Raw genomic sequence first — 24,631 nt, forward strand, 5'->3', positions numbered from 1 at the left:
AACCGGCATGAAGCTCATCATTCTCGACCGTGACGGCGTCATCAACTACGACTCGGACGAGTTCATCAAGTCGCCGGCCGAATGGATACCGATTCCGGGCTCGCTGGAAGCGATTGCCCGGCTCAACCAGGCCGGCTACCGGGTGGTGGTTGCCACCAACCAGTCCGGCGTGGCGCGCGGCCTGTTCGACGTTTCCACCCTGAACGCGATCCATCAGAAACTGCACACCGCGGCGCAGCAGGTTGGCGCCGACGTCGACGCCATCTTCTACTGCCCGCATGCGGCCGATGAAAATTGCGACTGCCGCAAGCCCAAGCCCGGCATGCTGCACACCATCGCCACCCGCTTCAACAGCAGCCTGAAGGGCGTGCCCAACGTCGGCGATTCGCTGCGCGACCTGCAGGCCGGCTATGGCGTGGGCTGCGTGCCGTATCTGGTCATGACCGGAAAGGGCGAGCGCACGCTGGAAAAAGGCGGGCTGCCACCCGGCACCCTGATCTTTCCCGACCTCGCCAGCGTGGTCGACAGCCTGCTCAAGAACAGCGCGCCGGCGCCGCTGGAAGAACTGACCCCGCAAAAGGACGGCAAGAGGCGGCTCGCCTGAGCCCCTGCCGCATCCCGCCGCCACCCGATTGGAGATTGAATGTCACGCACGATTTTGTTTCTGCGTTCGCTGCTGTTTGCATTGCTGATTACCCTGGCCACCGTGGTCTGGGCGCCGCTGTGCTTCCTGTTCGCGCCCATGTCCTACCCCAACCGTTACTACTGGACCTCGCGCTGGAATGTATTCGTGATCTGGGCCGCCAAGGTGGTATGCGGCATCCGCTACGAGATCCGCGGCTATGAAAACCTGCCGGACGGCCCGGCGGTGCTGCTGTCGAAGCACCAGTCGGCCTGGGAAACCATCTTCTACCTGTGCGCGATGCCGCGTCCGCTGGTGTATGTGTTCAAGAAGGAGATCACCTACATTCCCTTCTTCGGCTGGGGCATCGCGCTGCTGCGCATGATCCCGATCGACCGCAGCAAGGGCAAGGATGCGATGGCCAGGGTGATCTCGATCGGCCGCCAGCGACTGGCGGACGGCCAGTGGATCATCATGTTCCCCGAAGGCACCCGCAGCGCGGTCGGCAGGCAGGGCAAGTACAAGGGCGGCGGCGCCCGACTGGCGGTGGAAACCAATACGCAGGTGGTGCCGATTGCGATGAATTCCGGCGAATGCTGGCCGCGCAACGCCTTCATCAAGAAGCCGGGCCTGATCACGGTATCGATCGGCAAGCCGATTTCGCCGGAAGGCCTGACGCCCGGCGAACTGCTGCAGCAGGTCGAAACCTGGATCGAATCGGAAATGCGGGTGATTTCGCCCGCGGTCTATGCAGGCGAAAAGCAGCCCGTCCCCCAGGCTGCGCCGGCAAAGTGAGATCCATGCAATGAAGGCGGCGCGCAAGCCGGCCACGGCGGAACAGCCGCCACTGGCATGGACGTCCAGCCCGGCGGCGCCTCCGCCCGGCGCCAGCCTGCGCCGCCTGCAGCTGGCCGCCGGCATGCTGGACTATGTGCTGCTGCGCTCGAAGCGCCGCACCATCGGCTTCCTGATCAGCGACAGCGGCCTGCGCGTCACCGCGCCGCGCTGGGTCACGCTGCGCGACATCGAAGCCGCCATTCTCGGCAAGGAAAGCTGGATCGTCTCCAAGCTGCGGCTGCGCCACGAACGCGCCAGCCAGCGCAGCGCATCCCGCATGGAATGGCGTGACGGCGCCGCCCTGCCCTACCTGGGCGGCGCGCTGACGCTGCGCCTGCACGCGGCCCCGGTGGCTGCCATTTATCACCATGCGGCCAGCAACGAGCTGGCGGTGCATCTGCCGGACGATGCGCCGGAAGAAGCGTTGAAGGACATGGTGAAGCACTGGCTGCAGCAGCAGGCGCACCGCCTGTTCGCCGAGCGCCTGCCGCTGTATGCCGAGCGCCTGGGCGTGCAGTACCGCGCCTTTACCCTGACCTCGGCCCGCACCCAGTGGGGGTCGTGCACCGCGGCCGGCACGATCCGGCTGAACTGGCGCCTGATGCATTTCGCCCACGAGCAGATCGACTATGTGGTGGCGCACGAGCTGGCGCACCTGCGCGAAATGAACCACAGCCCGCGCTTCTGGGCCATCGTGGCGTCGGTGTTCCCGGACTATGCGGCGGCGAGGAAGGTGCTGCGAGAGCGCGGGCCGGAACTGTTGCCGGGGTTTTGATCTGCCGCCAGCGAAGCGGACGTCACCCGGTTACAATCCGGCTTTCCCTGTTTTATCCAAAGGACAACCATGCGCTTGCTGCATACCATGCTGCGGGTCGGCGACCTGCAACGCTCCATCGATTTCTACACCAACGTGCTTGGCATGAAACTGCTGCGCACCAGCGACAACCCGGAATACAAATACAAGCTGGCCTTCATGGGCTACGGCACCAACCCGGAACATGCCGAGCTGGAACTGACCTACAACTACGGCGTCGAGAGCTACGAGATGGGCACCGCGTACGGCCACATCGCCATCGGCGTGGACGATGCGAAGAAAGCCTGCGATGCCGCCCGCACCGCTGGCGGCAACGTAACCCGCGAGCCGGGCCCGGTCAAGGGCGGCTCGACCGTAATCGCCTTCCTGACCGATCCGGATGGCTACAAGGTGGAACTGATCGAACGGCCGGAGGCGTCGTCGGGGTTGCACAAAAAGTAAGAGCCGGCTGCTGCAAGGTGCCTTGCGGATCGGAAGGATAGGCTGACGATCAGGGTATCCGGGCGTTGTTGAACGGGTTGAAGCCGTTGCTTCTGCAGTAGTCGTGGCGATTGTCTTTGACGTGCGCGTAGCGACAGTTGCGGTTGCCGTTGCCGTTGCCGTTGCCGTTGCCGTTGCCGTTGCTTTTGCAGTGGCCGTTGCAGTTGCAGTGAAGTCCCGTTGAGCGCGCCGTGTCAGCGGTGCCCGGAGCGGGAAAAGGTGCGGCGTCTGTCTGAGTCAAGCGCAGCTTGGCGAGTTTAGCCGCGCCCCGCTCCGGGTACCGCTGACACGGGAACCCCGCGCCAGCGGGGCGCGATCACCGGGTCGCCTTTTTTTGGTTACTTTTTTTGGCGAAGCAAAAAAAGTGACCCGGCTGCCGGGACGGACTCCCGGCTTGTCTCCACGGCAGTGCAGCCGCCTTGCGTCACCCGGCAACGCACGGGCAGCACTGTCGGTGTTGTTGTTGACGTTCGTATTGAAACTTCAACTTCAAAAGCAACTGCTGCTTCGCAGTGACGCCTTCCTCCTGGTGAAGCAAAACGATTGCACTGTCGTCATGACCAGGCCGGGTGTTCGCCCCGGCGGGCGACCTACTTTTTTTGCTTCGCTGTATAGACCGGGGACATGTTAAACACATGTACGAGGACATGGTGAACACATTTGCAGATCATAGCAGCCGCAAATCCAGCCGCTTAAACCGTTGATGGCAGAAGTACACGTCGTAGCAGCCATCCTGCGCAGGATCGGGCCGCAAGGCGATCGGCAAGCCCGTCAACGCGTTCGATACCTTCCACCGTTTCCCCTTGAAATCGACCTTGCCGTCCCACTTCACCGTAACCACCTCGTCATCGGGACCATACTCAATGCTGGGCAGCGTGGTCGGGAATGGCCGCTGGCTGGGGCGGTAGCACGACAGCGGAACGGCCATGCCAATCCCTTCATGGGGACGCTCCTGGTTGTAGACGGCACGCCAGCGGTCAAACGCCATCTGGGCCTGTTGCAAGTTCTCAAAGCTGCGTCCATTGAGCACCTCGGCTTTCAACGCGCGATGGAAACGCTCGAGCTTGCCATTGGTCTGGGGATGATGCGGCCGGCTATGGCTCACACTGATGCCCAGGCGCAGCAGCCAGATGGTTAGCTCGGTCAAGCCATGCTCTGGCGCACGCGGACTCCCCAGGGCGGGCCATTGTCAGCATTGATGCGTACCGGCAGCCCATACCAGCGAAATGAGCTGGCCAGCGCCTCCTGCACCGCGCCCGTATGGGTGCGGCCGCAGGCGCAGAGCAGCAGGTTATAGCGGGAGTGATCGTCCAGCAGCGTGAGCGGATGGCAGGTACCGGCCGGGGTCTCGAAATGGCCCTTGAAGTCGATCTGCCAGAGCGCGTTGGGTTGGTCATGTTCGAAGCGCAGCCAGGGCGCGGCGGCGGCACTGGCGGCCTGGCTGATCAGGCCATGGCGATGCAGGATCGACGTTACCGTGCTTGGTGGCGGCACGTCGGCATGGCCCAGCTCGGCAAGGCGTGCAGAGATCTTGCGTCCGCCCCAGGCCGGATGCGCCTGGCGCAGTGTCACGATGGCGTGCTCCATGTCGGCTGGCGTGCGGCCCGGCGAGGTTTGCGGGCGGCGTGATCGGTCAGCCAGGCCGGCCAGGCCATGCTGGGTATACCGCTTGAGCAGCTTGTAGGCGGTTGCCGGGCTGATAGCGAAGCGTCGGCATAGTTCACGGATATTGGCATCGGGCTGCTGCGCCAGCAGCACAAATTCTTGACGAAGACTCATGACATCTCTCGGTGACCAGGGCATTTTGATGTTCCTTTGAGCAATCCTGCATCATGCTCAAAAGTGTTCACCATGTCCTCGTACACATGTTCACTATGTCCCCGGTCTATACACTTCGCCAAAAAAAGTAGGCAAAAAAAGGCGACCCGGTGATCGCGCCCTCGCTACGCGAGGGTCCCCGTGCCGTCGATGCATGGAGCGGGGCGCGGCTAAACTCGCCAAGCTACGCTTGACTCAGACAGACGCCGCACCTTTTCCCGCTCCACGCACCGACGTCACGGCGCGCTCAACGGGACTTCACTGCAACGGCAACTTCAAAAGCAACGGCAACGGCAACGGCAACTGTCGCTGCGCGTACGTCAAAAGCAACTGCAACTGCAACTGCGTTCATACCCCATTTCCATAAACCCACAAAAGAAAACGCCCCCGATTTCATCCAAGGCTATGCCTCGGTGAAACAGGGGGCGTGGCAGGCGGGACGAAGGCCCTTGTCAGGCCTTCGCCGCAAGTATTACTGGCAGGCTTCGCATTCCTCGAAACCATCGTCGCCAGGGCGCAGCATGCAGGCCGGGCCTTCCGGTTCCTGCGTTGCCATCGCCGCTGCCGCCGCTGCATGCGACATCAGGCCGCCGCTGGCGCCACCGTCGCTGTTGACCGCGTTCAGCGCGCCGGTGCGGGTGGTCGACTTCTCGGTGTGCGTCGCGCCGATGGTGCGCAGGTAGTAGGTGGTTTTCAGGCCACGCAGCCATGCCAGCTTGTAGGTTTCGTCCAGCTTCTTGCCCGAGGCGCCTGCCATGTAGATATTGAGCGACTGCGCTTGGTCGATCCACTTCTGGCGACGCGATGCCGCTTCCACCAGCCACTTCGGCTCGACCTCGAACGCGGTGGCATACAGCTCGCGCAGGTCCTGCGGAATGCGGTCGATGCGGGCCAGGCTGCCGTCGAAATATTTCAGGTCGGAGACCATCACTTCATCCCACAGGCCGCGTGCCTTCAGGTCGCGCACCAGGTGTTCGTTGATCTCGGTGAACTCGCCCGACAGGTTGGACTTCACATACAGGTTCTGGTAGGTCGGCTCGATGCATGCCGACACGCCGATGATGTTGGAAATCGTCGCCGTCGGCGCAATCGCCACGCAGTTGGAATTGCGCATGCCGTGCTGGGCGATGCGGCCGCGCAGCGCGCTCCAGTCCATGGTGGAGCTGCCGTCGACTTCCAGATAGCCGCCGCGCTCTTCAGCCAGCAGCTTCAGCGAATCCTGCGGCAGGATGCCGCGGTCCCACAGCGAGCCCTGGTAGGAGCTGTAGCGTCCGCGCTCTTCAGCCAGTTCGGTCGATGCATAGTAGGCGTAGTAGCAGACCGCTTCCATCGAACGGTCGGCGAAATCCACCGCCGCATTGGAGGCATACGGCACCCGCATCATGTGCAGGCAGTCCTGGAAGCCCATGATGCCCAGACCAACCGGGCGATGGCGCATGTTGGAGTCGCGCGCCTTGTTCACCGCGTAGTAGTTGATGTCGATCACGTTATCCAGCATGCGCATCGCCGTGCGGATGGTCTGCTGCAGCTTGGCATGGTCGAGCTGGCCGTTCTTCATGTGCGCCGGCAGGTTGACCGAGCCCAGGTTGCAGACCGCGATCTCGGAATCGTTGGTGTTGAGCGTGATCTCGGTGCAGAGGTTCGAGCTGTGCACTACGCCCACGTGTTGCTGCGGCGAACGGATGTTGCAGGGATCCTTGAAGGTGATCCAGGGATGGCCGGTTTCAAACAGCATCGACAGCATCTTGCGCCACAGGTCCAGCGCCTGCACCTTCTTGAACAGGCGCAGTTCGCCGCTGGCGGCACGGGCTTCGTAGCCGAGGTAGGCCTGCTCGAAAGCGCGGCCGACCTTGTCGTGCAGGTCGGGCACGTCGCTCGGCGAAAACAGCGTCCATTCGCCCTTTTCCATCACGCGCTTCATGAACAGGTCGGGAATCCAGTTCGCGGTGTTCATGTCGTGGGTGCGGCGGCGGTCGTCGCCGGTGTTCTTGCGCAGGTCGAGGAATTCCTCGATGTCCATGTGCCAGGTTTCCAGATAGGCGCAGACCGCGCCCTTGCGCTTGCCGCCCTGGTTCACCGCCACCGCGGTGTCGTTGACCACTTTCAGGAATGGCACCACGCCCTGGCTCTTGCCATTGGTGCCCTTGATGTGGGCGCCCAGCGCGCGCACCGGGGTCCAGTCATTGCCCAGGCCGCCGGCAAACTTGGCCAGTAGCGCATTGTCCTTGATCGCGTCGTAAATGCCCTCGAGATCGTCCGACACCGTGGTCAGGTAGCAGGAAGACAGCTGCGAGCGCAGCGTGCCGGAGTTGAACAGGGTCGGGGTCGAGCTCATGAAGTCGAACGACGACAGCAGGTTGTAGAACTCGATGGCGCGCTCTTCGCGCCTGGCTTCATTCAGCGACAGGCCCATGGCCACGCGCATGTAGAAGGCCTGCGGCATTTCGATGCGCACGTCGCGGATATGCAGGAAGTAGCGGTCATACAGCGTCTGCAGGCCGATGTAGCCGAATTGCAGGTCGCGCTCGGGCTTGATGGCCTTGGCCAGGCGGTCGAGGTCGAACTCGGCCAGCTTGGTGTCGAGCAGTTCGGCTTCGATGCCCTTCTGGATGAAGCGCGGGAAATAATGCAGGTAGTGGGCGGCAGCGTCGGCCTGCGCGACTTCCTGGCCGAACACTTCCTTGCGGATGGTGTGCATCAGCAGGCGCGCGGTAACCAGGCTGTAGGCCGGATCCGTTTCCATCAGCGCGCGGGCCGCCAGGATGGCCGACTTGTGCAGTTCTTCCACGGGCACGCCGTCATACAGGTTCTTTACCGTCTCGGCCAGGATGGCGTCGGCGTCGACATGCTTTTCCAGCCCGATGCAGGCGGCGGTGATCAGGGTGCGGACCTGTTCCATGTCCAGCAGGCGACGCTGGCCGTTTTCGACTACATGCAACTGCGGCGCGCCAGGCACGGCGGCACGGGCAGCCTGCTGCTGCGCGCGCTCTTCCATGCGCTTGGCGCGGTACAGCACGTAGGCACGGGCGACGTCATGCTCGCCGGAACGCATCAGCGCCAGTTCCACCTGGTCTTGCACGTCCTCTATATGAAAGGTGCCGCCGGCGGGCTGGCGGCGCATCAGCGCAGCCACGACGCTGTCGGTCAGTTGCTCGACCAGCTCACGCACGCGGGCGGAGGCGGCGCCATGGCCGCCATTGACCGCCAGAAACGCCTTGGTCATCGCGATAGAGATTTTGGAGGGCTCGAAGCCAACGACCGCACCGTTGCGACGCAGGATCCGGTAATCCGCCGAAGCATTGCTGGCAGGCATCACGCCTGCAACGGCGGACAGGGATGGATTGACAGGCGCATCTACGCCTGTCTTGCTGGAAATTTCCTGGGATGAGTACACGAGGCCTCCTGAATCGATATTGTTGACTGGGCGTTTTGGTGATCTGTCTGTCGTGCGCGGCATACCGCTGTCGCACGGGCTCCGGAAGAGGGAAATCACTGCCGGAAAGGCCACCGCCGGCTTCAGGCGCACGATCTCGCATCGGGATCGGCACCATGGCAGCGCACCATCTGCACCAAAGATGAAACACTATATATAGTGATGGTTGACGCAGTAGGCACTAATTCTAGTGCGTTGGGCGCACACATGCAATAGCGTTTTCCCAACGTTCCGGCGTAAAAAAATTTGACTTTCAGGCCAGCATCGCGAAGCGAAGGGCCGGCGCATCGCCTGCCCCCGAACATGCCTGCCGGTAACGCGGCCAATCGAAAAACGGCCCCGGATCGGTCTTGCGGCCCGGCGCGATATGCTCATGCCCCGCTACGGCCCGCAGGCCATAGCGCTGCCGCAGCGCCAGGGTCAGCGCCGCCAGGCTGTCATATTGCGCCGCCTCGAACGGCACGAAGTCGCTGCCTTCGAGTTCGATGCCGATCGAAAAATCATTGCACTTCTCCCGCCCTTCGAAGCTGGATACGCCGGCATGCCAGGCCCGCGCGCTGGCCGCGACGAATTGCGTCACCAGCCCATGCCGGTCGATCAGGAAATGGGCCGACACCCGCAGGGGCCGCAACTGGTCGAAATACGGGTGGACCGCATGGTCGAGGGTGTTGGTAAACAAGCCATCGATATACGGACCGCCAAACTGGTCCGGCGGCAGGCTGATGTTATGAATCACCAGCAATTCCGGCAACACGCCGGGCGGACGGGCATCGCAGTTCGGCGATGGCAGGCGCCGCGCCTGCGGGCACCAGCCGTCCGGGTCGATCGATAACGTGGACAATGGCGTCATGCCCTTCCATGGCGCGGTCTCATTCATCCTCGCCGATCTCCAGTCGTTGCATCCGATACCTTAGCTGGCGCAGCGTCAGTCCGAGCAGGCTGGCGGCCTGCGCCTGATTGTTGGCCGTGCGCATTAGCGTTTCCTGGATCAGCGCACGCTCCACCTTGTCGAGATGATCGGGCAGAGAGCCGGCCAGCGTCGCCGGCGGCGGCCAAGTTTCCGATGGCATCGCCTGCGTCGGTGCGGCTGGTTCTGCAGGCGCGGCCTCGACCTGCGGCGCCGCGGCAGCAGGCGGCGCGGCCGCGGGCGTCGCCGGCTTCAGGGCCAAATCCTGGAGCTCTATCGTGTCGCCGCCGGCAAAGGCCAGCGCGCGCTCCAGCACATTTTCCAGTTCGCGCACGTTTCCCGGAAAACTGTGTGCCAGCAGCGCATCCAGCGCGGCGGCGGACAGCCTGGTCCGCGTCGAACCCGTCAGGCGCTGCAGCACCGCTTCGGCCAGCAGGCCGATATCGTCCTTGCGCTCACGCAGCGGCGGCAGACTCAGTTCAATCACATTGAGCCGGTAATACAGGTCCTGCCGGAACTTGCCGGCCTCGACGCAGGCAGCCAGGTTCTGATGGGTTGCGCTGATCAGGCGCACATCCACCGGCTCTTCCACCGTCGAGCCGACCTTGCGCACCCGCCGCTCCTGGATGGCGCGCAGCAGCTTGACCTGCATCGGCAGCGGCAGGTCGGCCACCTCGTCGAGCATCAGCGTGCCGCCATTGGCCGCCTGGAAGAAGCCGTCGCGGTCCTCGGCGGCGCCGGTGAACGCGCCCTTGCGGTAGCCGAAGAACTCGGCCTCCATCAGCGCTTCCGGAATGGCGCCGCAGTTGACCGCGACGAACGGCTTGTCGGCCCGCGCGCTCTGCGCATGGATGTCGCGCGCCGCCAGTTCCTTGCCCGAGCCGGATTCGCCGGTAATGGCCACCGGCGCCATGCTGCGCGCCAGCCGCACGATCTGGGTGCGCACGTTGCGCAGCGCCTCCGATTCGCCCAGGAGCCGCAATGCCGGACCCGACGCGGCAGACGGCGCGGCAGCCGGGATCGTTGCCGGCGACGGCGTCAGTTTCAGGGCCGACTGCACCATGACCCGCAGCTGGTCCAGCGCCACCGGCTTGGACAGGTAATCGAAGGCGCCCGCCTTCAGCGCCGCCACCGCATTGTCGGCGCTGCCGAAAGCGGTGATCACGGCGATCGGCGTATTGCGGTAACTGGCTGCGACCTCGCGCACCAGTTCGATGCCCAGGCCATCGGGCAGGCGCATGTCGGTCAGCACCATCGCATAGGCATGGCGCGTCAGATAAGTTCTGGCTTCGGCCAATGTGGCGGCGCAGTCGCTGTCCAGCCCCATTTTCAAAAAGGTGATGTCGAGCAGTTCGCGCAGGTCTGCTTCATCGTCGACGATTAATATGCGGGGAGGTGGCATGGCGTTCAGGCGTCGGGAGTGGCTAGGGTAATCACAAAGCGGCCGCTGGCCTGGGCCGGCGCCTGGTTCCAGGCATCGCTGCGGTATTCATAGTCGAGCATGGCGCCATTGTTCATGCAGAGTTCGCGCGCCACGTACAGGCCAAGGCCAGTGCCCTTGCTCGACGTGGTGTAGAAAGGCTCGAACAGGTGCGCCCGCACCTGCGGCGTGATGGCGGCGCCGTCGTCCTGCACATGCAATTCGCGCCGCTGCGCCGAGCCGGTCACCATGAACAGCCGGATCGACGCATCCTGGCCGCTGGCGTAGCGAAGCGCATTGGACAGCAGGTTGACAATCACTTCACGCAGGTGCAGCGGGTCGAACAGCACCCTGCAGTCATCCAGCATGCCGACATGGATCAGGCCGGGCCGCAGCGCCTGCGCGTCACGGAATTCCTCCACCATCTGTGGCACCAGCGCCGCCAGCCGCACCGGCTCGTTGCCTGGCTGCGCCTTGCGCGAGAGCCGCAGAATGTCTTCGATCATCCGGTTCAGGCGGCCGACATTGTCATTGATGATATTGACCAGGCGCAGCTGCACCGGGTCGACGGCGTCCTCGGCGATCAGGGAATTGGCATGGGAAATCGCCGACAGCGGGTTGCGCACCTCATGGGCAATGCTGGCGGTCAGGCGCCCCATCGACGCCAGCTTCAGTTCCTGCGCCCGGTTTTCTATCTCGCCCACGTCCTGCAGGAACACCACGATGCGCTCGTTGCCGGTGGCGCCGGTGCTGGCAAAGCGCAGCCGCAGATGCGTCATCCGCTCTTCCGCCGGCTTCAGCATCACGAATGCCAGCGCAGCGGCGCTGTTGCCGGCCCAGGCAAGGTAGGCGTCGGCCACGGGCGCCAGCCAGGCGACGTCGACCAGCCGGCCCTGCGCGGCGGCGCCGGACAGGCCCAGCATGCGCTCGGCGGCCGGATTGACGATGGAGATGGTGGTATCCGCGCCCATCACCAGCACGCCATCGCCCATATCGGCAATGACCAGCTGGTTGATCGCCTGCTGCGTCTGCAAGCCCTCGTGGTGCTGCGTCGCCAGCTGCTCCTGCCGTATCAGCCTTCCCGCCAGCCGGTTCAGCACGTAGACGGCGGAAAAGAATGCGGCGCCATACAGCCCGGCCTGGGAAATGGTCGACTCGGCCGTGAAATTGAGCAGCTGATAGGCGCTTTCCAGCAGCATCGCCAGCGCTGCCAGCGCCGTGAAGAACAGCGCCAGCACCATCGGCGCCAGCACCGCGCTGCCGGCCAGCGGAAACAGATAGAGGATGGCAAGGCCGCTCCGGGCGCCACCGGCGGCCGCGTACAGCGTGCTGATGAAAACGATATCGGCCAGCACGCCCGCGGTCAGCTGCAGCAGCAAGCGCTGACGGCGCCAGACCGTGACAACGCCCAGACCCACGGCAAGCGCGAGATAGACGCCGCAGATCTGCCGGTAGAGAAAGCCTTCCACCATCCAGAAACCTTGCCGGGCGTTGATGCTGAGATAGGCCAGCAGCACTACCGCGATGGCGATGCGGGTGACATTGAAGGTTTGCAGCGTGCGCCAGAGGGTTTCCCGATTGCCTGGCCGCAGGCTGCCGGCAACAGCGCTCATCCTTCAGCGCGACGCATGATGACGCCGGTGCTCTTCGCAGCAGAACACCTCGCCGGTTGCCGCCGGCAGCGCTTCCGAAGAAGGAAAATGCATGCCGCACTCAGCGCATTGCAGCATCGCCTCGGGTGCGTCGACGGCGGCCGGCGGCCTGCGCTGCGGCACCGGCTTCGCCTTCGGCCTGAGCAGCCAGAACATCACAAGCGCAAGGATCACGCCCCAGATCAGGAATTTCATGCCAGTCCCCGGTGCAGCACCACTTCCAGTACGAAGCGGCTGCCGACATAGGCCAGCAGCAGCGTGGCGAAGCCGGACAGGGTAAAGCTGAGCGCGGTCTTGCCACGCCATCCGCGCCAGTGGCGCCCGGCGAGAAGCAGCCCGAACAGCAGCCAGGAAAGCAGGGTGAAGATAGTTTTATGATCCCAGCGCATCGCCTGGCCGAACAATTCCTCGGAAAAGACGATGCCCGACAGCACGGTCAGGGTCAGCAATGCAAAGCCGAAGCCTATCATCCGGAACAGCAGCCGCTCCATGGTCAGTAGCGCCGGCAGGCGTTCCACCATGGCGGCGAACCAGCCGAGCCGGCCGCCGGGACGGGTATGCAGGCTGGCTTCCTGCACCGCCATCAGCACCGCATGAAATGCCGCCAGGGTCAGCGAGCTGTAGGCCATGATGGCGATGGCGATATGCCAGCCATACAGCACGGGCTTGTCCTGCAGGGGCACCAGGCTGCCCGGAAACAGCGCCGGCAGCACCACGGCCACCGCCGCGCTCGGCAATACCAGCACGCGCAGGCTGTCGAGCGAAAAGTTGCGGTTTTCCAGCCAGTAGGCTGCGACCGAGATCCACAATGTGGCCGACAGTATTACCGCAAAACCCAGCCGCAGCGAGCCCGGCACCACCATATCGGTCCACAGCGCGCCGCCATGGACCAGCCAGGCCACGAGCGTACCGGCGGCGATTGCCGTGCGCTGCTGCGCCGGCAACACGGCGCAAACCAGATAGATCAGGGCAGCCAGGAAGAAAAGGGAATTTTGCATCGCGCAAGTTTACACCATGTCCCGTGGCGGCTGCCTGCCGCTTTAGTGCCGTGCTGCCTGATTTCCCAGCCGCCGCATCGGGTAAAATGCGACTCTCTTTAGATGTTCGCCCTCCTCTTTCCTATACAGAATCGTTCCCATGCTTGACAACCTGACTCAACGTCTTGCCAAAGTGGTCAAGACCATGCGCGGCGAAGCCCGCCTGACCGAAGCCAATACCGCCGATATGCTGCGCGAAGTGCGGCTGGCGCTGCTGGAAGCCGACGTCGCGCTGCCGGCGGTGCGTGAATTCATCGCCCGCGTGAAGGAAAAAGCGCTGGGCGAGGAAGTGATCGGCTCGCTCACGCCCGGCCAGGCCCTGGTGGGCGTGGTCCAGGACCAGCTTGCCAAGCTGATGGGCGCCGATCTCGGCCCCGAAGCCAGCCAGCTCAATTTCGCTACCCAGCCGCCGGCCATCATCCTGATGGCGGGCCTGCAGGGCGCCGGCAAGACCACCACCGTCGGCAAGCTGGCCAAATACCTGCGCGAGCAGAAGAAGAAAAAGGTCCTGACTGTTTCCACCGACGTCTATCGTCCGGCCGCCATCGGGCAGCTGCAAACCGTCACGGCCCAGGTCGGCGCCGACTTCTTTCCTTCGCAGCCGACCGACAAGCCGGTCGACATCGCCCGCGCCGCGCTCGACCATGCAAGACGCCATTTCCATGACGTGCTGATCATCGATACCGCTGGCCGCCTCGGCATCGATGAAGCGATGATGCAGGAAATCAGCGGGCTGCACGCGGCCGTCAAGCCGATCGAAACCCTGTTCGTGGTCGACGCCATGCTGGGCCAGGACGCGATCAATACCGCGCGCGCCTTCAACGAAGCGTTGCCGCTGACCGGCATCGTGCTGACCAAGCTCGACGGCGATGCCCGCGGCGGCGCGGCGCTGTCGGTGCGGCACATCACCGGCAAGCCGATCAAGTTTGCCGGCGTGGCCGAGAAGCTCGATGGCCTGGAAGCGTTCGACGCGCAGCGCATGGCCAACCGGATTCTTGGCATGGGCGACATCCTGGCGCTGGTGGAGGAGGCGCGCAAGGGCGTCGACGTCGCCGCCGCGCAGGGGCTGGCGGAAAAGATCAAGGGTGGCGGCAAGTTCGACCTCAACGACTTCAAGGCGCAGCTGGGCCAGATGAAGAAAATGGGCGGCCTGTCCAACCTGATGGACAAGCTGCCGGCCCAGTTCCAGCAGGCCGCCAGCGGCGCCAACATGGACCAGGCCGAAAAGCAGGTGCGGCGCATGGAAGGCATCATCAATTCGATGACGGCGCAGGAGCGCAGCAAGCCCGAACTCATCAAGGCGTCGCGCAAGCGCCGCATCGCCGCCGGCGCCGGCGTGCCGGTGCAGGAAGTCAACCGCATGCTGGCGCAGTTCGACCAGATGCAATCGATGATGAAGAAGCTCAAGGGCGGCGGCATGATGAAGATGATGCGCAGCATGAAAGGCATGATGCCCGGCATGCGCTGAAAGGCCGCGCGGAAGCCGGTCGCAAGACCGGCCAAACAGCCGTTCGCAAGCCCCGTTTTCCCTATGAAGAACCGGCTGTGGCCGCAATGCGATCCTGCGGCCACATAGTTGTAAAAAACACTTGCGTACCTTTCAAAAGCCACCCACTATTAGCGATGCGTGACATGGCGCAATTTTTTAACGCTATAGTGAGGAGGTTTGAAGATGGCAACAGCCAAAAAATCAGCAGCCACTAAACCGGCCGCCAAGAAGTCAGCTGCAAAAACCGCAGCTTCCAGCAAGAGCCCGGCAGCAAAAGCAGCACCCGCAAAAAAATCTTCCAGCGCTCCGGTAGCGAAAAAAGCCGCTGGCAAGACCGCCGCCAAGGCAGCCAAAACCGCCAGCCCGCGCACCCCCAATGCAGCATTCATGAAACCACTGACGCCGTCCGACACGCTGGCCGCCGTTGTTGGCAATGCGCCGTTGCCGCGCACCGAAGTCACCAAGAAGGTCTGGGACTACATCAAGAAGAACAAGCTGCAGGATGAAGCCAACAAGCGCAACATCAACGCAGATGACAAATTGAAGGCAGTCTTCGGCGGCAAGAAGCAAGTATCGATGTTCGAGATGACGAAACTCATTTCCGGCCACCTGAAATAATCTTTCAGGAGCTAAACAAAAACGCCCGCTATCGCGGGCGTTTTTGTTGATGCATCACCGACTGCCCACCGAAATCGCTCTAGCGCTTCGGTTCTTGCAGCTCCCACAGCTTCCAGGCGCTTTGCACGGCATTCGGGTACTCCGGCCTGCCCCGGCTACCGTTGTAGCGGCCCAGCGCCAGGAACAGATCGCCGCGTTCCATGTCGATGTACAGCCGCAGTATCGAGCAGCCGTAACGCAGATTGGTCTGCATGTGAAACAGCTTGGCGGGATCGCCGTCGCCAATGACCCGGGTCCAGAAGGGCATCACCTGCATGTAGCCGCGCGCACCGGCATGAGATACCGCATATTTGCGGAATGCCGACTCCACCTGCACCAGGCCCAGCACCAGGTCTGGCGCCAGCCCGGCGCGAGTGGCTTCATACCACAGGGTTTCGAGGAACTCGATGCGGACCTGGCGGTCCGGCAGCCTCCGCTTGAGCCGGTCGGACATCTCGGCCAGCCAGTTCAGGTACCTGATGCGCTGACCGATATCCTCGATGCGCACCTTGGGCGGCGCTGAATCGGTGATGGCGCGCGACAGCGCCACACGGACTGAATCCGCAAGCGCTTCTTCCTTCTGATTGCCGGCATGACTGTCGGACGCAAGGCCGAGGCCGGCGCTGAAACCCGACGTCAGAAGCAGCCGCAACAGCAGTCTTCGGCTCTGCGCCGCCCGGTTCACGCCCGCAGCTTGTCCTGGATGAAGGCGGTCATGTCGGCCAGCGCAACCGGCGTGGCGGCGCTATCGCGCCGTCCCTGGTATTCCAGGCTGCCTTCCTTGAGTCCGCGCTCGCCGATCACCACCCGGTGCGGCACGCCGATCAGTTCCCAGTCGGCGAACATCACGCCCGGACGTTCGCCGCGGTCATCGACGATCACGTCCACGCCGGCAGCCTGCAGTGCCGCATACAGCCGGTCGGTCTCGGCCTTGACCGTCTCGCTGCGGTCGTAGCCCATCGGGCACAGTACGACTTCGAACGGCGCGATCGACACCGGCCAGATGATGCCCTTGTCGTCGAAGTTCTGCTCGATGGCGGCGCCCAGGATGCGGGTGATGCCGATGCCGTAGCAACCCATCTGCATCAGCGCCGGCTTGCCATTGACGTCGAGGAAGGTCGCCTTCATGTCTTCCGAATAGCGGGTGCCGAGCTGGAACACGTGGCCGACCTCGATGCCGCGCTGTATCGCCAGCACGCCCTTGCCGTCCGGCGATGCGTCGCCTTCCACCACATTGCGCAGGTCGCAGACAACGGGCTCGGCAATATCGCGGCCCCAGTTGGCGCCGGTGTAGTGAAAACCTTCCTCGTTGGCGCCACAGACGAAGTCGCTCATGTTGGCGACCGTGCGGTCAGCCACGATCCTGACCGGCTTGACGGTGCCGATCGGACCAAGGTAGCCAGGCTTGGTGCCAAACCACTCGATGATTTCCGATTCGGAGGCAAAGCGGTAAGCGCCCAGCCCCGGCACCTTGGATGCCTTCACTTCGTTCAGTTCATGGTCGCCGCGCAGCAGCAGCAGCCACACTTCCTTTTCGCCGTCCTCTTCCGCGGCATCCCGCGCCAGCACGATCGATTTCACGGTCTGCGCCAGAGGCAGGCCAAGCAGCTCGGCCACGTCCTCGCAGCGGGCCTTGCCCGGCGTCGCAGTCTTGGCCAGGTCCTGGGAAGGCGCCTTGCGCTGATCCAGCAGCGCCGGCGCTTCCGCCGCCTCCATGTTGGCGGCGTAGTCCGAACTCGGGCAATAGACCAGCGCATCTTCTCCGGTATCGGCAATCACATGGAACTCATGCGAGCCGGAGCCGCCGATTGCGCCATTGTCGGCAGCCACCGCACGGAACTGCAGCCCGAAACGGTTGAAGATGCTGACATACGCGTCATACATCTGCTGATAGGAGCGCTGCATGCCTTCGACGTCGCGATCGAAGGAATAGGCATCCTTCATCGTGAACTCACGTCCCCGCATCAGGCCGAAGCGCGGGCGACGCTCGTCGCGGAACTTGGTCTGGATATGATAGAAATTGACAGGAAGCTGGCGATAGGAGCGAATCTCGGTGCGCGCCACGTCGGTGATGACTTCTTCCGAGGTCGGTTGGATCGCATAGTCGCGGCCATGGCGGTCTTTCACCCGCATCAGCTCCGGGCCCATCTTGTCCCAGCGGCCGGTTTCCTGCCAGAGCTCAGCAGGCTGCACCACCGGCATCAGCAGTTCCACCGCGCCCGCACGGTTCATTTCCTCGCGGACAATCGCTTCCACCTTCCGTATCACCCGCAGGCCCATGGGCATGTAGGTATAGATGCCTGACCCCAGGCGCTTGATCATACCGGCGCGCATCATTAGCTTGTGACTGACGATCTCGGCGTCCGATGGGGCTTCCTTGAGGGTTGATACAAAAAAACGTGAGGCGCGCATAACGGTGAATTCTTTTTAAAAAGAGAGGGTTATAATCAACTCAATTTTAAAGGATTAGCTGGTTGCCTGTGCCTACTCTTTGCCCGATTGCTCATTGCAGTAACACCCTGTCGCAGCAGAAAGCGACAGTCAGGACAATTGACATGCAAATGCTGCACAGGTAGCCGCAGAAAAACTGAGGTGCAACATGCTGGACCGTGAAGGCTTTCGCCCGAACGTCGGCATCATTCTTCTCAACACACAGAACGAAGTGTGGTGGGGAAAGCGAGTGCGCGAACATTCGTGGCAGTTTCCGCAAGGCGGAATCAAATTTGGAGAAACACCAGAGCAGGCAATGTACCGCGAGCTCGAGGAAGAAGTCGGCCTGAAGGCGTCGCACGTCAAGATCATCGGCCGCACCCGCGACTGGCTGCGCTATGAAGTGCCCGATCATTTCATCAAGCGTGAAATCCGCGGCCACTATCGTGGGCAGAAGCAGATCTGGTTTCTGCTGCGCATGACCGGGCGCGACTGTGACGTCAACCTGCGCATGACCGATCACCCAGAATTTGACGCATGGCGGTGGCACAACTATTGGGTGCCGCTCGACGTGGTGATTGAATTCAAGCGCGAGGTCTACCAGCGGGCATTGCAGGAATTGTCACGTTTCCTGCATCGCTCTGGTCACGGCGGCCACCGGCATCCGGCACGTTACCTGCGCCAGCCAGCCGACACGGGCATGCAGGCGCGCGAGCAGCACAAGCTGCCCGAACTTTGCGAAACGCGGGAGAAGGTGACGCTGATCGTCACTGAAACCAACAACAAGTGAGTTTTACATGTTCCTGAACCATCGTGGTCCGGCCATTCTGGCCGCGGCTGCGCTGGCGGCCTTCTTCTGCATTCCGCCAGCGTTTTCGCAATCCGAGTTTGAAGAGGACTTCGACGACTCGGGAAAGACATGGCAGGAAATTGCCGTTCAACTCCCGGCGCCGCCAACCCCTGAAAATCTGATTCCCTTCTACGTCAGCGCAACGGCCACGCAAACCTTTGCTATCGATGAGAAATCATTCAGCATCGGCAAGGATGGCGTCGTCCGGTTCACGCTGGTGTCGACCAGCGCCAGCGGCGCAAAAAATATCAGCTATGAAGGCATACGCTGCGCGAGCTTTGAAAAGAAGTCCTACGCCTACGGCCGCGATGACGGCACCTGGTCACGCTCCCGGCGCGACCAGTGGGAACCGATCGTCCGGAATGCGGCAAATCGCCAGCACGGCATTCTGGCAGTGGATTTTTTCTGCGAAAGCAAGGCAGTCGCGGGCGATCGTGAAACCCTGCTGAAAAGACTTCGCAACAATCAGCCGATCAATCCGAAGACAGGCGGCTGACGAGCCTGCGCAAAAGCGACGCGGCGCTGCGGCAGGGAGCAAACCCTCCGCATTGCGATGCGCCGACGCCAGGGGCTACAGCAGGACCATGTTGTCGCGATGAATCAGCTCAGGTTCTTCCACAAAACCCAGGATGGACTCGATGTCGGATGACGGCCGGCGCAGGATGCGACGCGCCTCCGAACTGCTGTAATTCGTGATGCCACGCGCCAGCGCCCGGCCCTGTCCGTCGAGGCAGGTGATCACGTCGCCACGGCCGAAATCGCCGCTGACTTCCACTACGCCGATGGGCAGCAGCGATTTGCCGTGCGCGGTCAGCACCTGTACCGCGCCGTCGTCGAGGATCACGCTGCCCGCGGTCTGAAGGTGATCCGCCATCCATTGCTTGCGCGCAGTAAGCTGCGCAGTCTGCGCGGTTAGTTGGGTTCCGATCATTTCGCCGCTGGCCAGGCGTGACAGCACCCGGTCTTCCCTGCCCCAGGCAATCACGGTATGCGCGCCCGATGTCGCGGCGCGCTTGGCTGCCAGGATCTTGGTCAGCATGCCGCCGCGTCCGATACCGGTGCCGGCGCCGCCCGCCATTGCCTCGAGCGCCGGGTCGCCCGCCTTGGCCTCGTCAACGAAGCGGGCCTGCGGATCGCGCCGTGGATCCGCGGTGTACAAGCCGCGTTGGTCGGTAAGGATGATCAACGCGTCGCCCTCGATCAGGTTGGCCACCAGCGCGCCAAGGGTATCGTTGTCGCCGAACTTGATTTCGTCGGTGACCACCGTATCGTTCTCGTTGATGATCGGGATCACCCCGAATTTCAGCAGCGTAAACAAGGTCGACCGCGCATTCAGGTAGCGCTCCCGATCGGCCAGATCGGCATGCGTCAGCAAGACCTGCGCCGTACCCAACTGGTGGGCGCGAAAACTGGTTTCGTAAATCTGCGCCAGCCCCATCTGACCAACGGCGGCGCACGCCTGCAGTTCATGGATGCCGGTCGGCCGCTTTTCAAATCCCAGGCGCTGCATGCCTTCCGCGATTGCGCCGGAGCTCACCAGCACCACTTCCTTGCCCAATGCGCGCAGTTGCGCAATTTGCTCCGCCCATTTCGCTATAGCGGCGTGGTCCAGCCCCTTACCATCATTGGTGACCAGGGATGAACCTACCTTGATGATCAGGCGCTTTGCGTTGTGGATGACGGAATTCATGGAAGCATGGATGAGTGATAGCCCGGCAATTATAAAGGGCGCCCGAGGCGCCCTGCGAAACAACATGCCTTGCGGCTCAATCCAGAATCTTGAAGCGCGGGTCGTCCGGATCGATGGAGTTGATGCCGCGCGCCGCTTCTTCCATCTGCGGCGATGCCTCAACGCGCTGCTCCAGCTGCTTTTGCTCGGCCAGGTAGTGATAGATATCCTGGACCAGCTCTTCGCAGCCATCGCGGGTCAGCGCCGAGATTTCATACACCGGCCCCTTCCATCCGAAACGCTTGATGAAGTCCTTGACGCGCTTCTTGCGCTCGTCTTCCGGCACCATGTCGAGCTTGTTCAGCACCAGCCAGCGCGGCTTGTCATACAGCGACTCGTCGTACTTCTGCAGCTCCTTCACGATCGCCTTGGCTTCCTTGACCGGGTCGACATTATCGAATGGCGCCAGGTCGACGATATGCAGCAGCAGCCGCGTGCGCTGCAGATGACGCAGAAACTGGATGCCCAGGCCGGCGCCTTCGGCGGCACCCTCAATCAGGCCGGGAATGTCGGCAATCACGAAGCTTTTCTCGTGGCTCACCCGCACCATGCCCAGATTCGGATGCAGCGTCGTGAACGGATAGTCGGCAATTTTCGGACGTGCATTCGACACGGCGGTGATGAAGGTCGACTTGCCGGCATTCGGCATGCCCAGCAGGCCCACATCGGCCAGGACCTTCAGCTCCAGCCGCAGCTCGCGCCGCTCGCCTTCCTTGCCTTCGGTCTTCTGGCGCGGCGCACGATTGGTCGAAGTCTTGAAGTGGATATTGCCCCAGCCGCCTTCGCCGCCCTTGGCCAGCAGCACCTGCTGGCCATGCTCGGTCAGGTCCGCCACGATCTCGCCATCGTTCTGGTCGATGATCAGGGTGCCCACCGGCATGCGCAGCATGATGTCGTCCGCGCCCTTGCCGTAACAGTCCGAACCGCGGCCGTTTTCGCCATTCTTGGCCTTGTGCAGCTTGGAGAAGCGGTAATCCACCAGCGTATTGATGTTCCGGTCGGCCACGGCCCAGATGCTGCCGCCCTTGCCGCCGTCGCCGCCATCGGGACCGCCGAAGGGACGGAATTTTTCACGGCAAAAGGAAGCCACGCCGTTGCCGCCGTCGCCCGCAATGACCTCGATTTTTGCTTCGTCTATGAACTTCATGATTTGTGCCGCCCAAAAACTAAAAAGGCCCTACCGGAGGCAGAGCCTTTTCGATGAAGGCTTGCGCCTCATTTGATGCGTATTCTGTCGATTACGCAGGTACCACGGTAACCGTATGACGCTGCAGGGCGCCTTTGGTTGCAAACTGCACCTTGCCGTCGACCAGCGCGAACAGGGTGTGATCCTTGCCCATGCCGACGTTTTCACCAGCGTGCACCTTGGTGCCGCGTTGACGGATGATGATGCCGCCGGCGTTGATCGCCTGGCCGCCGTAGACTTTCACGCCCAGTCGTTTTGACTCGGAATCGCGACCGTTGCGCGTAGTGCCGCCGCCTTTTTTGTGTGCCATTTCAGACTCCTTGGTATCGGGTTGGTCAGGTCAACGATTAGCCGTTGATCGAGACGATTTGCAGTTCGGTGTAGTTTTGGCGATGGCCCTGATGCTTCTGATAATGCTTACGACGACGCATCTTGAAAATCTTCACCTTATCGTGGCGACCGTGCGCCACAACCGTAGCCAGGACCGTAGCACCTTCGACCAACGGCGCACCAAACTTGATGGTGTCGCCTGCGCCCACTGCGAGGACTTGATCTAACGTGACTTCGGAACCAATGTCTGCCGGTATCTGTTCTACTTTGAATTTTTCGCCAGCGACAACCTTATATTGCTTGCCACCGGTTTTTATGACCGCGTACATGTGAAACCTCATCAATTGATTAAAGGACTTTTCCCTTTGAACTGCGATGCCGGGCTTGAACCCTGCGAAATCAGGAAAACCGCGGATTATACATAAATTTTCGCCGCGCGGCAAAGTCGCGGTAAATTGCGCCCCAATCCATGGCCCGGCCCTCGCCTAGAGGGCGCTCATGGCGTGTCCGCCTGCTCATCGTATAATTCGCTCACTCGAAGATTACTAGCAGGTTTACCTTGTCCGCCACGCCAACCACTGCCTCCTCCCGCCTGTTAAGCGACGCCATCGCCGCCGATACCGACGCCGTCAATCGCGTCATACGCCGCGAGCTGCATTCCGAAGTTCCCCTGGTCAACCAGATCGCGGACTACATCATCAGCGCCGGCGGCAAACGGATCAGGCCCACACTGGTATTGCTGTTTGCGAATGCCTGGGGATATCGCGGCATGGAACATCATGCGCTGGCGGCGATTGTCGAGTTCATCCATACAGCCACCCTGCTGCATGACGATGTCGTCGACGAGTCCTCGATGCGGCGCGGACGCAAGACCGCCAATGCGCTGTTTGGCAACGCCGCCTCGGTGCTGGTTGGCGATTTTCTCTATTCCCGCTCGTTCCAGATGATGGTGACCATCCGCAACATGCGGGTCATGCAGATCCTGGCGGATGCAACCAATGTGATTGCCGAAGGCGAAGTGCTGCAATTGCTGAACATGCATGATCCGGATGTGTCCGAGGCGCGCTATCTGCAGGTGATCCGCTCCAAGACCGCAAAGCTGTTCGAAGCCGCTGCCCAGCTGGGCGCCCTGATTGCCGGCGCTTCCGACGAGCAAATCGAGGCGGCGGCCGAATATGGCCGCTCTCTGGGAACGGCATTCCAGCTGATCGACGATGTTCTCGACTATTCGGGCAATGCCGATGACATCGGCAAGAACGTTGGCGACGATCTGCGCGAAGGCAAGCCCACGCTGCCGCTGATCTACCTGATGCAACATGGCACGTCAGAACAGAAAGAACTGGTGCGCACCTGCATCGAAACCGGCGATGAACAGCATTTCGATGCCGTGCTGGCAGCGGTGACGGAGTCCGGCGCGCTGCAATATACCCGCGAGCAGGCGACCCTGGCGGCCGATGCAGCGAGAGCAACAATTGTTGGCCTGCCTTCTAGCGATTTCAAAAATTCTTTGCTACACTTATGCGCCTTCGCAGTTGACCGCAATCACTAACAGCGGCTCGACAGCAAGCGTTGCATTGGTCATCGGGGTGTAGCTTAGCCTGGTAGAGCGCTACGTTCGGGACGTAGAGGCCGGAGGTTCGAATCCTCTCACCCCGACCAGACATTGCAGTACATGCCGGACGGCCAGTCCGGTATTTCAATAGGTTCCCTGCCAGCCGGTATCTTCCGGCGTACTGTCACTCCCCGGAACTCCCCTCCCTAGCAAGCTTTTCTCTGGCTGTCCTGCCTGCGACCCCTGCATCATGGCCGTGCGCCGCGTTGGCTCGTGCAACACGGCTTGCGCTACAATCCGGTTTCATCTCATCGAAGGCAGCAGCAATGGCAATAAAGAGCTCGCATATCCTGATATGCCGCAACGACAACATCGGGGATGTCGTACTCACACTGCCTATCACCGCCTGGCTGAAGCAGCATTTCCCGTCCGTCAAAATCAGCGTCATGTGCCGCGGCTATGCCGCTGCGGTGGTGCGGCGCTGCAGTACGGTCGATGACGTGGTGGAATGCGAGAGCGTGATGGACGATCCCGTACGCTATTTCAGGCAGTCCGATATCGACACCGTCATTTTTGCCCAGCCTGACCGGCGGTTTGCCATTGCTGCCTTCAAGGCAGGCATCAAACACCGTGTCGGCAATGCGCGGCAGAAGGTCTACCAGCTTCTTTTCTGCAATCGGCGCGTACGTTTTTCCAAGCGCACCACCGATCTTCATGAAGCCCAGATCAATTTCGAGTTCCTTCGTCCGTTCGGGCTCGGCAGCATCCCGGATCTGGAAACGATCGCCGGGCTTTACCAGTTCAAGCCGGAGACGGATGCGCAGGTCAGCGCATTGCTGGCGCCGCACCGCTTCAATCTGATTATCCACACCAAGTCGAACGGACATGGACGCGAGTGGCCGATCGGCCATTTCGCCAAGCTGGCTGACATCCTGAAAACGCAGCCGGACATCCATCTATGGGCGACCGGAAGCGCGGCCGAAGGCCGCTGGCTGGAGGAACATGCCACCGCCCTGCTGGAGTCGCAGAATGTGAGCAATGTATGCGGCAAGCTGACGCTGGCACAGCTAGGTGTGATGATCAGCCTGGCCGACGGGCTGATTGCGAGCGGCACCGGTCCGCTGCATCTGTCCGCGGCGCTTGGGCAGCGCACGCTGGGCCTGTTCCCGCCGACCAGGCCCATGCATCCGGGCAGGTGGGCGCCGGTGGGACCGCGCGCGCAAAGCCTGTTCATGCCCACGTCATGCCCCAATTGCCGCGAAAAGACGACGCCGAGCTGTGAATGCATGGAGAACATCACACCGGAAGCCGTCAGCGAGATTGTGCTGCAATGGGCAGAAGAAGCGGGGCGCGAGAAGCATGCCAGGAACGAGGCCTGCAGTACTTGA

The 24,631-nt window shown here is 62.3% G+C and carries 23 protein-coding genes, 1 tRNA gene and 1 pseudogene; 11 read left to right on the plus strand and 14 right to left on the minus strand.

The window, feature by feature from the left end; all coding sequences use genetic code 11:
- The first annotated feature begins 7 nt into the window (after positions 1-7).
- The 4 genes from gmhB (at position 8) to gloA (ending at position 2,714) form a co-directional block, all read left to right on the plus strand.
- Positions 8-604 carry a D-glycero-beta-D-manno-heptose 1,7-bisphosphate 7-phosphatase gene (gene gmhB / locus ABC383_RS10300; protein ID WP_413013700.1) on the plus strand — a complete coding sequence of 199 codons (597 nt, stop codon included), beginning with the start codon at positions 8-10 and terminating at the stop codon, positions 602-604.
- 39 nt (positions 605-643) lie between these two features.
- Positions 644-1,417, plus strand: a complete 774-nt coding sequence (locus tag ABC383_RS10305; protein ID WP_413013702.1) for a lysophospholipid acyltransferase family protein — start codon at positions 644-646, stop codon at positions 1,415-1,417.
- Between the two features lie 10 nt (positions 1,418-1,427).
- Positions 1,428-2,234 (plus strand): M48 family metallopeptidase, encoded by an 807-nt coding sequence (locus tag ABC383_RS10310; RefSeq protein ID WP_413013704.1) that lies wholly within the window; start codon positions 1,428-1,430, stop codon positions 2,232-2,234.
- Positions 2,235-2,303: 69 nt separating this feature from the next.
- Complete coding sequence (gene gloA, locus ABC383_RS10315) at positions 2,304-2,714, plus strand: lactoylglutathione lyase (RefSeq protein WP_194711632.1); 411 nt, start codon at positions 2,304-2,306, stop codon at positions 2,712-2,714.
- 49 nt (positions 2,715-2,763) lie between these two features.
- Here the strand turns inward: gloA and ABC383_RS10320 are convergent, their stop codons facing one another.
- The 8 genes and pseudogenes from ABC383_RS10320 to ABC383_RS10355 all read right to left on the minus strand — a co-directional run bounded on the left by ABC383_RS10320 (position 2,764) and on the right by ABC383_RS10355 (position 12,981).
- Positions 2,764-2,994 (minus strand): hypothetical protein, encoded by a 231-nt coding sequence (locus ABC383_RS10320; RefSeq protein ID WP_413013706.1) that lies wholly within the window; start codon positions 2,992-2,994, stop codon positions 2,764-2,766.
- 426 nt (positions 2,995-3,420) lie between these two features.
- A pseudogene (locus ABC383_RS10325) lies at positions 3,421-4,556 on the minus strand (IS481 family transposase).
- A gap of 487 nt (positions 4,557-5,043) precedes the next feature.
- Positions 5,044-7,884, minus strand: a complete 2,841-nt coding sequence (locus ABC383_RS10330; RefSeq protein WP_413016296.1) for a ribonucleoside-diphosphate reductase subunit alpha — start codon at positions 7,882-7,884, stop codon at positions 5,044-5,046.
- A gap of 373 nt (positions 7,885-8,257) precedes the next feature.
- On the minus strand, positions 8,258-8,881 hold the full coding sequence (gene ampD, locus ABC383_RS10335) for a 1,6-anhydro-N-acetylmuramyl-L-alanine amidase AmpD (protein ID WP_413013708.1): 624 nt from the start codon (positions 8,879-8,881) through the stop codon (positions 8,258-8,260).
- Positions 8,874-10,313: a sigma-54-dependent transcriptional regulator gene (locus ABC383_RS10340; RefSeq protein ID WP_413013710.1), complete on the minus strand. Its 1,440-nt coding sequence runs from the start codon at positions 10,311-10,313 to the stop codon at positions 8,874-8,876. Before ABC383_RS10340 ends, ampD begins: the two co-directional genes overlap by 8 nt.
- Before the next feature lie 5 nt (positions 10,314-10,318).
- Positions 10,319-11,944 carry a sensor histidine kinase gene (locus tag ABC383_RS10345; protein ID WP_413013712.1) on the minus strand — a complete coding sequence of 542 codons (1,626 nt, stop codon included), beginning with the start codon at positions 11,942-11,944 and terminating at the stop codon, positions 10,319-10,321.
- 3 nt (positions 11,945-11,947) lie between these two features.
- Positions 11,948-12,178: a PP0621 family protein gene (locus tag ABC383_RS10350; RefSeq protein WP_413013713.1), complete on the minus strand. Its 231-nt coding sequence runs from the start codon at positions 12,176-12,178 to the stop codon at positions 11,948-11,950.
- On the minus strand, positions 12,175-12,981 hold the full coding sequence (locus ABC383_RS10355) for a cytochrome C assembly family protein (RefSeq protein WP_413013715.1): 807 nt from the start codon (positions 12,979-12,981) through the stop codon (positions 12,175-12,177). Before ABC383_RS10355 ends, ABC383_RS10350 begins: the two co-directional genes overlap by 4 nt.
- 139 nt (positions 12,982-13,120) lie before the next feature.
- On the opposite strand from ABC383_RS10355, the gene ffh reads away from it, so the two are divergent.
- Positions 13,121-14,488, plus strand: coding sequence for a signal recognition particle protein (gene ffh / locus ABC383_RS10360; protein ID WP_413013717.1), 1,368 nt, complete (start codon positions 13,121-13,123; stop codon positions 14,486-14,488).
- 204 nt (positions 14,489-14,692) lie between these two features.
- Positions 14,693-15,127, plus strand: coding sequence for an SWIB/MDM2 domain-containing protein (locus tag ABC383_RS10365; RefSeq protein WP_413013719.1), 435 nt, complete (start codon positions 14,693-14,695; stop codon positions 15,125-15,127).
- A 79-nt stretch (positions 15,128-15,206) separates the two neighbouring features.
- Here ABC383_RS10365 and ABC383_RS10370 read toward each other — a convergent pair whose 3' ends face one another.
- Entirely contained in the window at positions 15,207-15,818 is a 612-nt protein-coding gene (locus tag ABC383_RS10370; RefSeq protein ID WP_413013721.1) for a lytic transglycosylase domain-containing protein, read from the minus strand.
- 29 nt (positions 15,819-15,847) lie between these two features.
- Complete coding sequence (locus ABC383_RS10375; protein ID WP_413013723.1) at positions 15,848-17,578, minus strand: proline--tRNA ligase; 1,731 nt, start codon at positions 17,576-17,578, stop codon at positions 15,848-15,850.
- Positions 17,579-17,765: 187 nt separating this feature from the next.
- Between ABC383_RS10375 and ABC383_RS10380 the strand changes: the two genes are divergently transcribed.
- Complete coding sequence (locus tag ABC383_RS10380; protein WP_413013725.1) at positions 17,766-18,386, plus strand: RNA pyrophosphohydrolase; 621 nt, start codon at positions 17,766-17,768, stop codon at positions 18,384-18,386.
- A 7-nt stretch (positions 18,387-18,393) separates the two neighbouring features.
- Positions 18,394-18,942, plus strand: a complete 549-nt coding sequence (locus ABC383_RS10385) for a CNP1-like family protein (protein ID WP_413013727.1) — start codon at positions 18,394-18,396, stop codon at positions 18,940-18,942.
- Between the two features lie 75 nt (positions 18,943-19,017).
- Here ABC383_RS10385 and proB read toward each other — a convergent pair whose 3' ends face one another.
- From proB to rplU, 4 genes are all read right to left on the minus strand, one after another.
- The gene (proB, locus tag ABC383_RS10390; protein WP_413016298.1) at positions 19,018-20,136 is read right to left on the minus strand and encodes a glutamate 5-kinase; all 1,119 of its coding nucleotides are present in this window, start codon (positions 20,134-20,136) and stop codon (positions 19,018-19,020) included.
- Between the two features lie 76 nt (positions 20,137-20,212).
- Complete coding sequence (cgtA, locus tag ABC383_RS10395) at positions 20,213-21,322, minus strand: Obg family GTPase CgtA (protein WP_413013728.1); 1,110 nt, start codon at positions 21,320-21,322, stop codon at positions 20,213-20,215.
- Positions 21,323-21,413: 91 nt separating this feature from the next.
- Positions 21,414-21,671: a 50S ribosomal protein L27 gene (gene rpmA, locus ABC383_RS10400; protein WP_413013730.1), complete on the minus strand. Its 258-nt coding sequence runs from the start codon at positions 21,669-21,671 to the stop codon at positions 21,414-21,416.
- A 37-nt stretch (positions 21,672-21,708) separates the two neighbouring features.
- Positions 21,709-22,020, minus strand: coding sequence for a 50S ribosomal protein L21 (gene rplU / locus ABC383_RS10405; protein WP_194711618.1), 312 nt, complete (start codon positions 22,018-22,020; stop codon positions 21,709-21,711).
- A 230-nt stretch (positions 22,021-22,250) separates the two neighbouring features.
- On the opposite strand from rplU, the gene ispB reads away from it, so the two are divergent.
- The 3 genes from ispB to ABC383_RS10420 all read left to right on the plus strand — a co-directional run bounded on the left by ispB (position 22,251) and on the right by ABC383_RS10420 (position 24,631).
- On the plus strand, positions 22,251-23,240 hold the full coding sequence (gene ispB / locus ABC383_RS10410; protein ID WP_413013732.1) for an octaprenyl diphosphate synthase: 990 nt from the start codon (positions 22,251-22,253) through the stop codon (positions 23,238-23,240).
- Positions 23,241-23,273: 33 nt separating this feature from the next.
- Positions 23,274-23,350: transfer RNA gene (locus ABC383_RS10415), tRNA-Pro, on the plus strand.
- A 219-nt stretch (positions 23,351-23,569) separates the two neighbouring features.
- Positions 23,570-24,631, plus strand: coding sequence for a glycosyltransferase family 9 protein (locus tag ABC383_RS10420; protein ID WP_413013734.1), 1,062 nt, complete (start codon positions 23,570-23,572; stop codon positions 24,629-24,631).

Origin of the sequence: Noviherbaspirillum phoenicis (assembly GCF_047237965.1) — a bacterium.
Classification (GTDB): Bacteria; Pseudomonadota; Gammaproteobacteria; order Burkholderiales; family Burkholderiaceae_D; genus Noviherbaspirillum_A.

Coding starts and splice junctions, on each gene's coding strand:
- gmhB (WP_413013700.1), top strand. CDS start 8: ATGAAGCTCATCATTCTCGACCGTGACGGCGTCATCAACTACGACTCG.
- ABC383_RS10305 (WP_413013702.1), top strand. CDS start 644: ATGTCACGCACGATTTTGTTTCTGCGTTCGCTGCTGTTTGCATTGCTG.
- ABC383_RS10310 (WP_413013704.1), top strand. CDS start 1,428: ATGAAGGCGGCGCGCAAGCCGGCCACGGCGGAACAGCCGCCACTGGCA.
- gloA (WP_194711632.1), top strand. CDS start 2,304: ATGCGCTTGCTGCATACCATGCTGCGGGTCGGCGACCTGCAACGCTCC.
- ABC383_RS10330 (WP_413016296.1), bottom strand. CDS start 7,884: ATGCCTGCCAGCAATGCTTCGGCGGATTACCGGATCCTGCGTCGCAAC.
- ampD (WP_413013708.1), bottom strand. CDS start 8,881: ATGAATGAGACCGCGCCATGGAAGGGCATGACGCCATTGTCCACGTTA.
- ABC383_RS10340 (WP_413013710.1), bottom strand. CDS start 10,313: ATGCCACCTCCCCGCATATTAATCGTCGACGATGAAGCAGACCTGCGC.
- ABC383_RS10345 (WP_413013712.1), bottom strand. CDS start 11,944: ATGAGCGCTGTTGCCGGCAGCCTGCGGCCAGGCAATCGGGAAACCCTC.
- ABC383_RS10350 (WP_413013713.1), bottom strand. CDS start 12,178: ATGAAATTCCTGATCTGGGGCGTGATCCTTGCGCTTGTGATGTTCTGG.
- ABC383_RS10355 (WP_413013715.1), bottom strand. CDS start 12,981: ATGCAAAATTCCCTTTTCTTCCTGGCTGCCCTGATCTATCTGGTTTGC.
- ffh (WP_413013717.1), top strand. CDS start 13,121: ATGCTTGACAACCTGACTCAACGTCTTGCCAAAGTGGTCAAGACCATG.
- ABC383_RS10365 (WP_413013719.1), top strand. CDS start 14,693: ATGGCAACAGCCAAAAAATCAGCAGCCACTAAACCGGCCGCCAAGAAG.
- ABC383_RS10375 (WP_413013723.1), bottom strand. CDS start 17,578: ATGCGCGCCTCACGTTTTTTTGTATCAACCCTCAAGGAAGCCCCATCG.
- ABC383_RS10380 (WP_413013725.1), top strand. CDS start 17,766: ATGCTGGACCGTGAAGGCTTTCGCCCGAACGTCGGCATCATTCTTCTC.
- ABC383_RS10385 (WP_413013727.1), top strand. CDS start 18,394: ATGTTCCTGAACCATCGTGGTCCGGCCATTCTGGCCGCGGCTGCGCTG.
- proB (WP_413016298.1), bottom strand. CDS start 20,136: ATGAATTCCGTCATCCACAACGCAAAGCGCCTGATCATCAAGGTAGGT.
- cgtA (WP_413013728.1), bottom strand. CDS start 21,322: ATGAAGTTCATAGACGAAGCAAAAATCGAGGTCATTGCGGGCGACGGC.
- rpmA (WP_413013730.1), bottom strand. CDS start 21,671: ATGGCACACAAAAAAGGCGGCGGCACTACGCGCAACGGTCGCGATTCC.
- rplU (WP_194711618.1), bottom strand. CDS start 22,020: ATGTACGCGGTCATAAAAACCGGTGGCAAGCAATATAAGGTTGTCGCT.
- ABC383_RS10420 (WP_413013734.1), top strand. CDS start 23,570: ATGGCAATAAAGAGCTCGCATATCCTGATATGCCGCAACGACAACATC.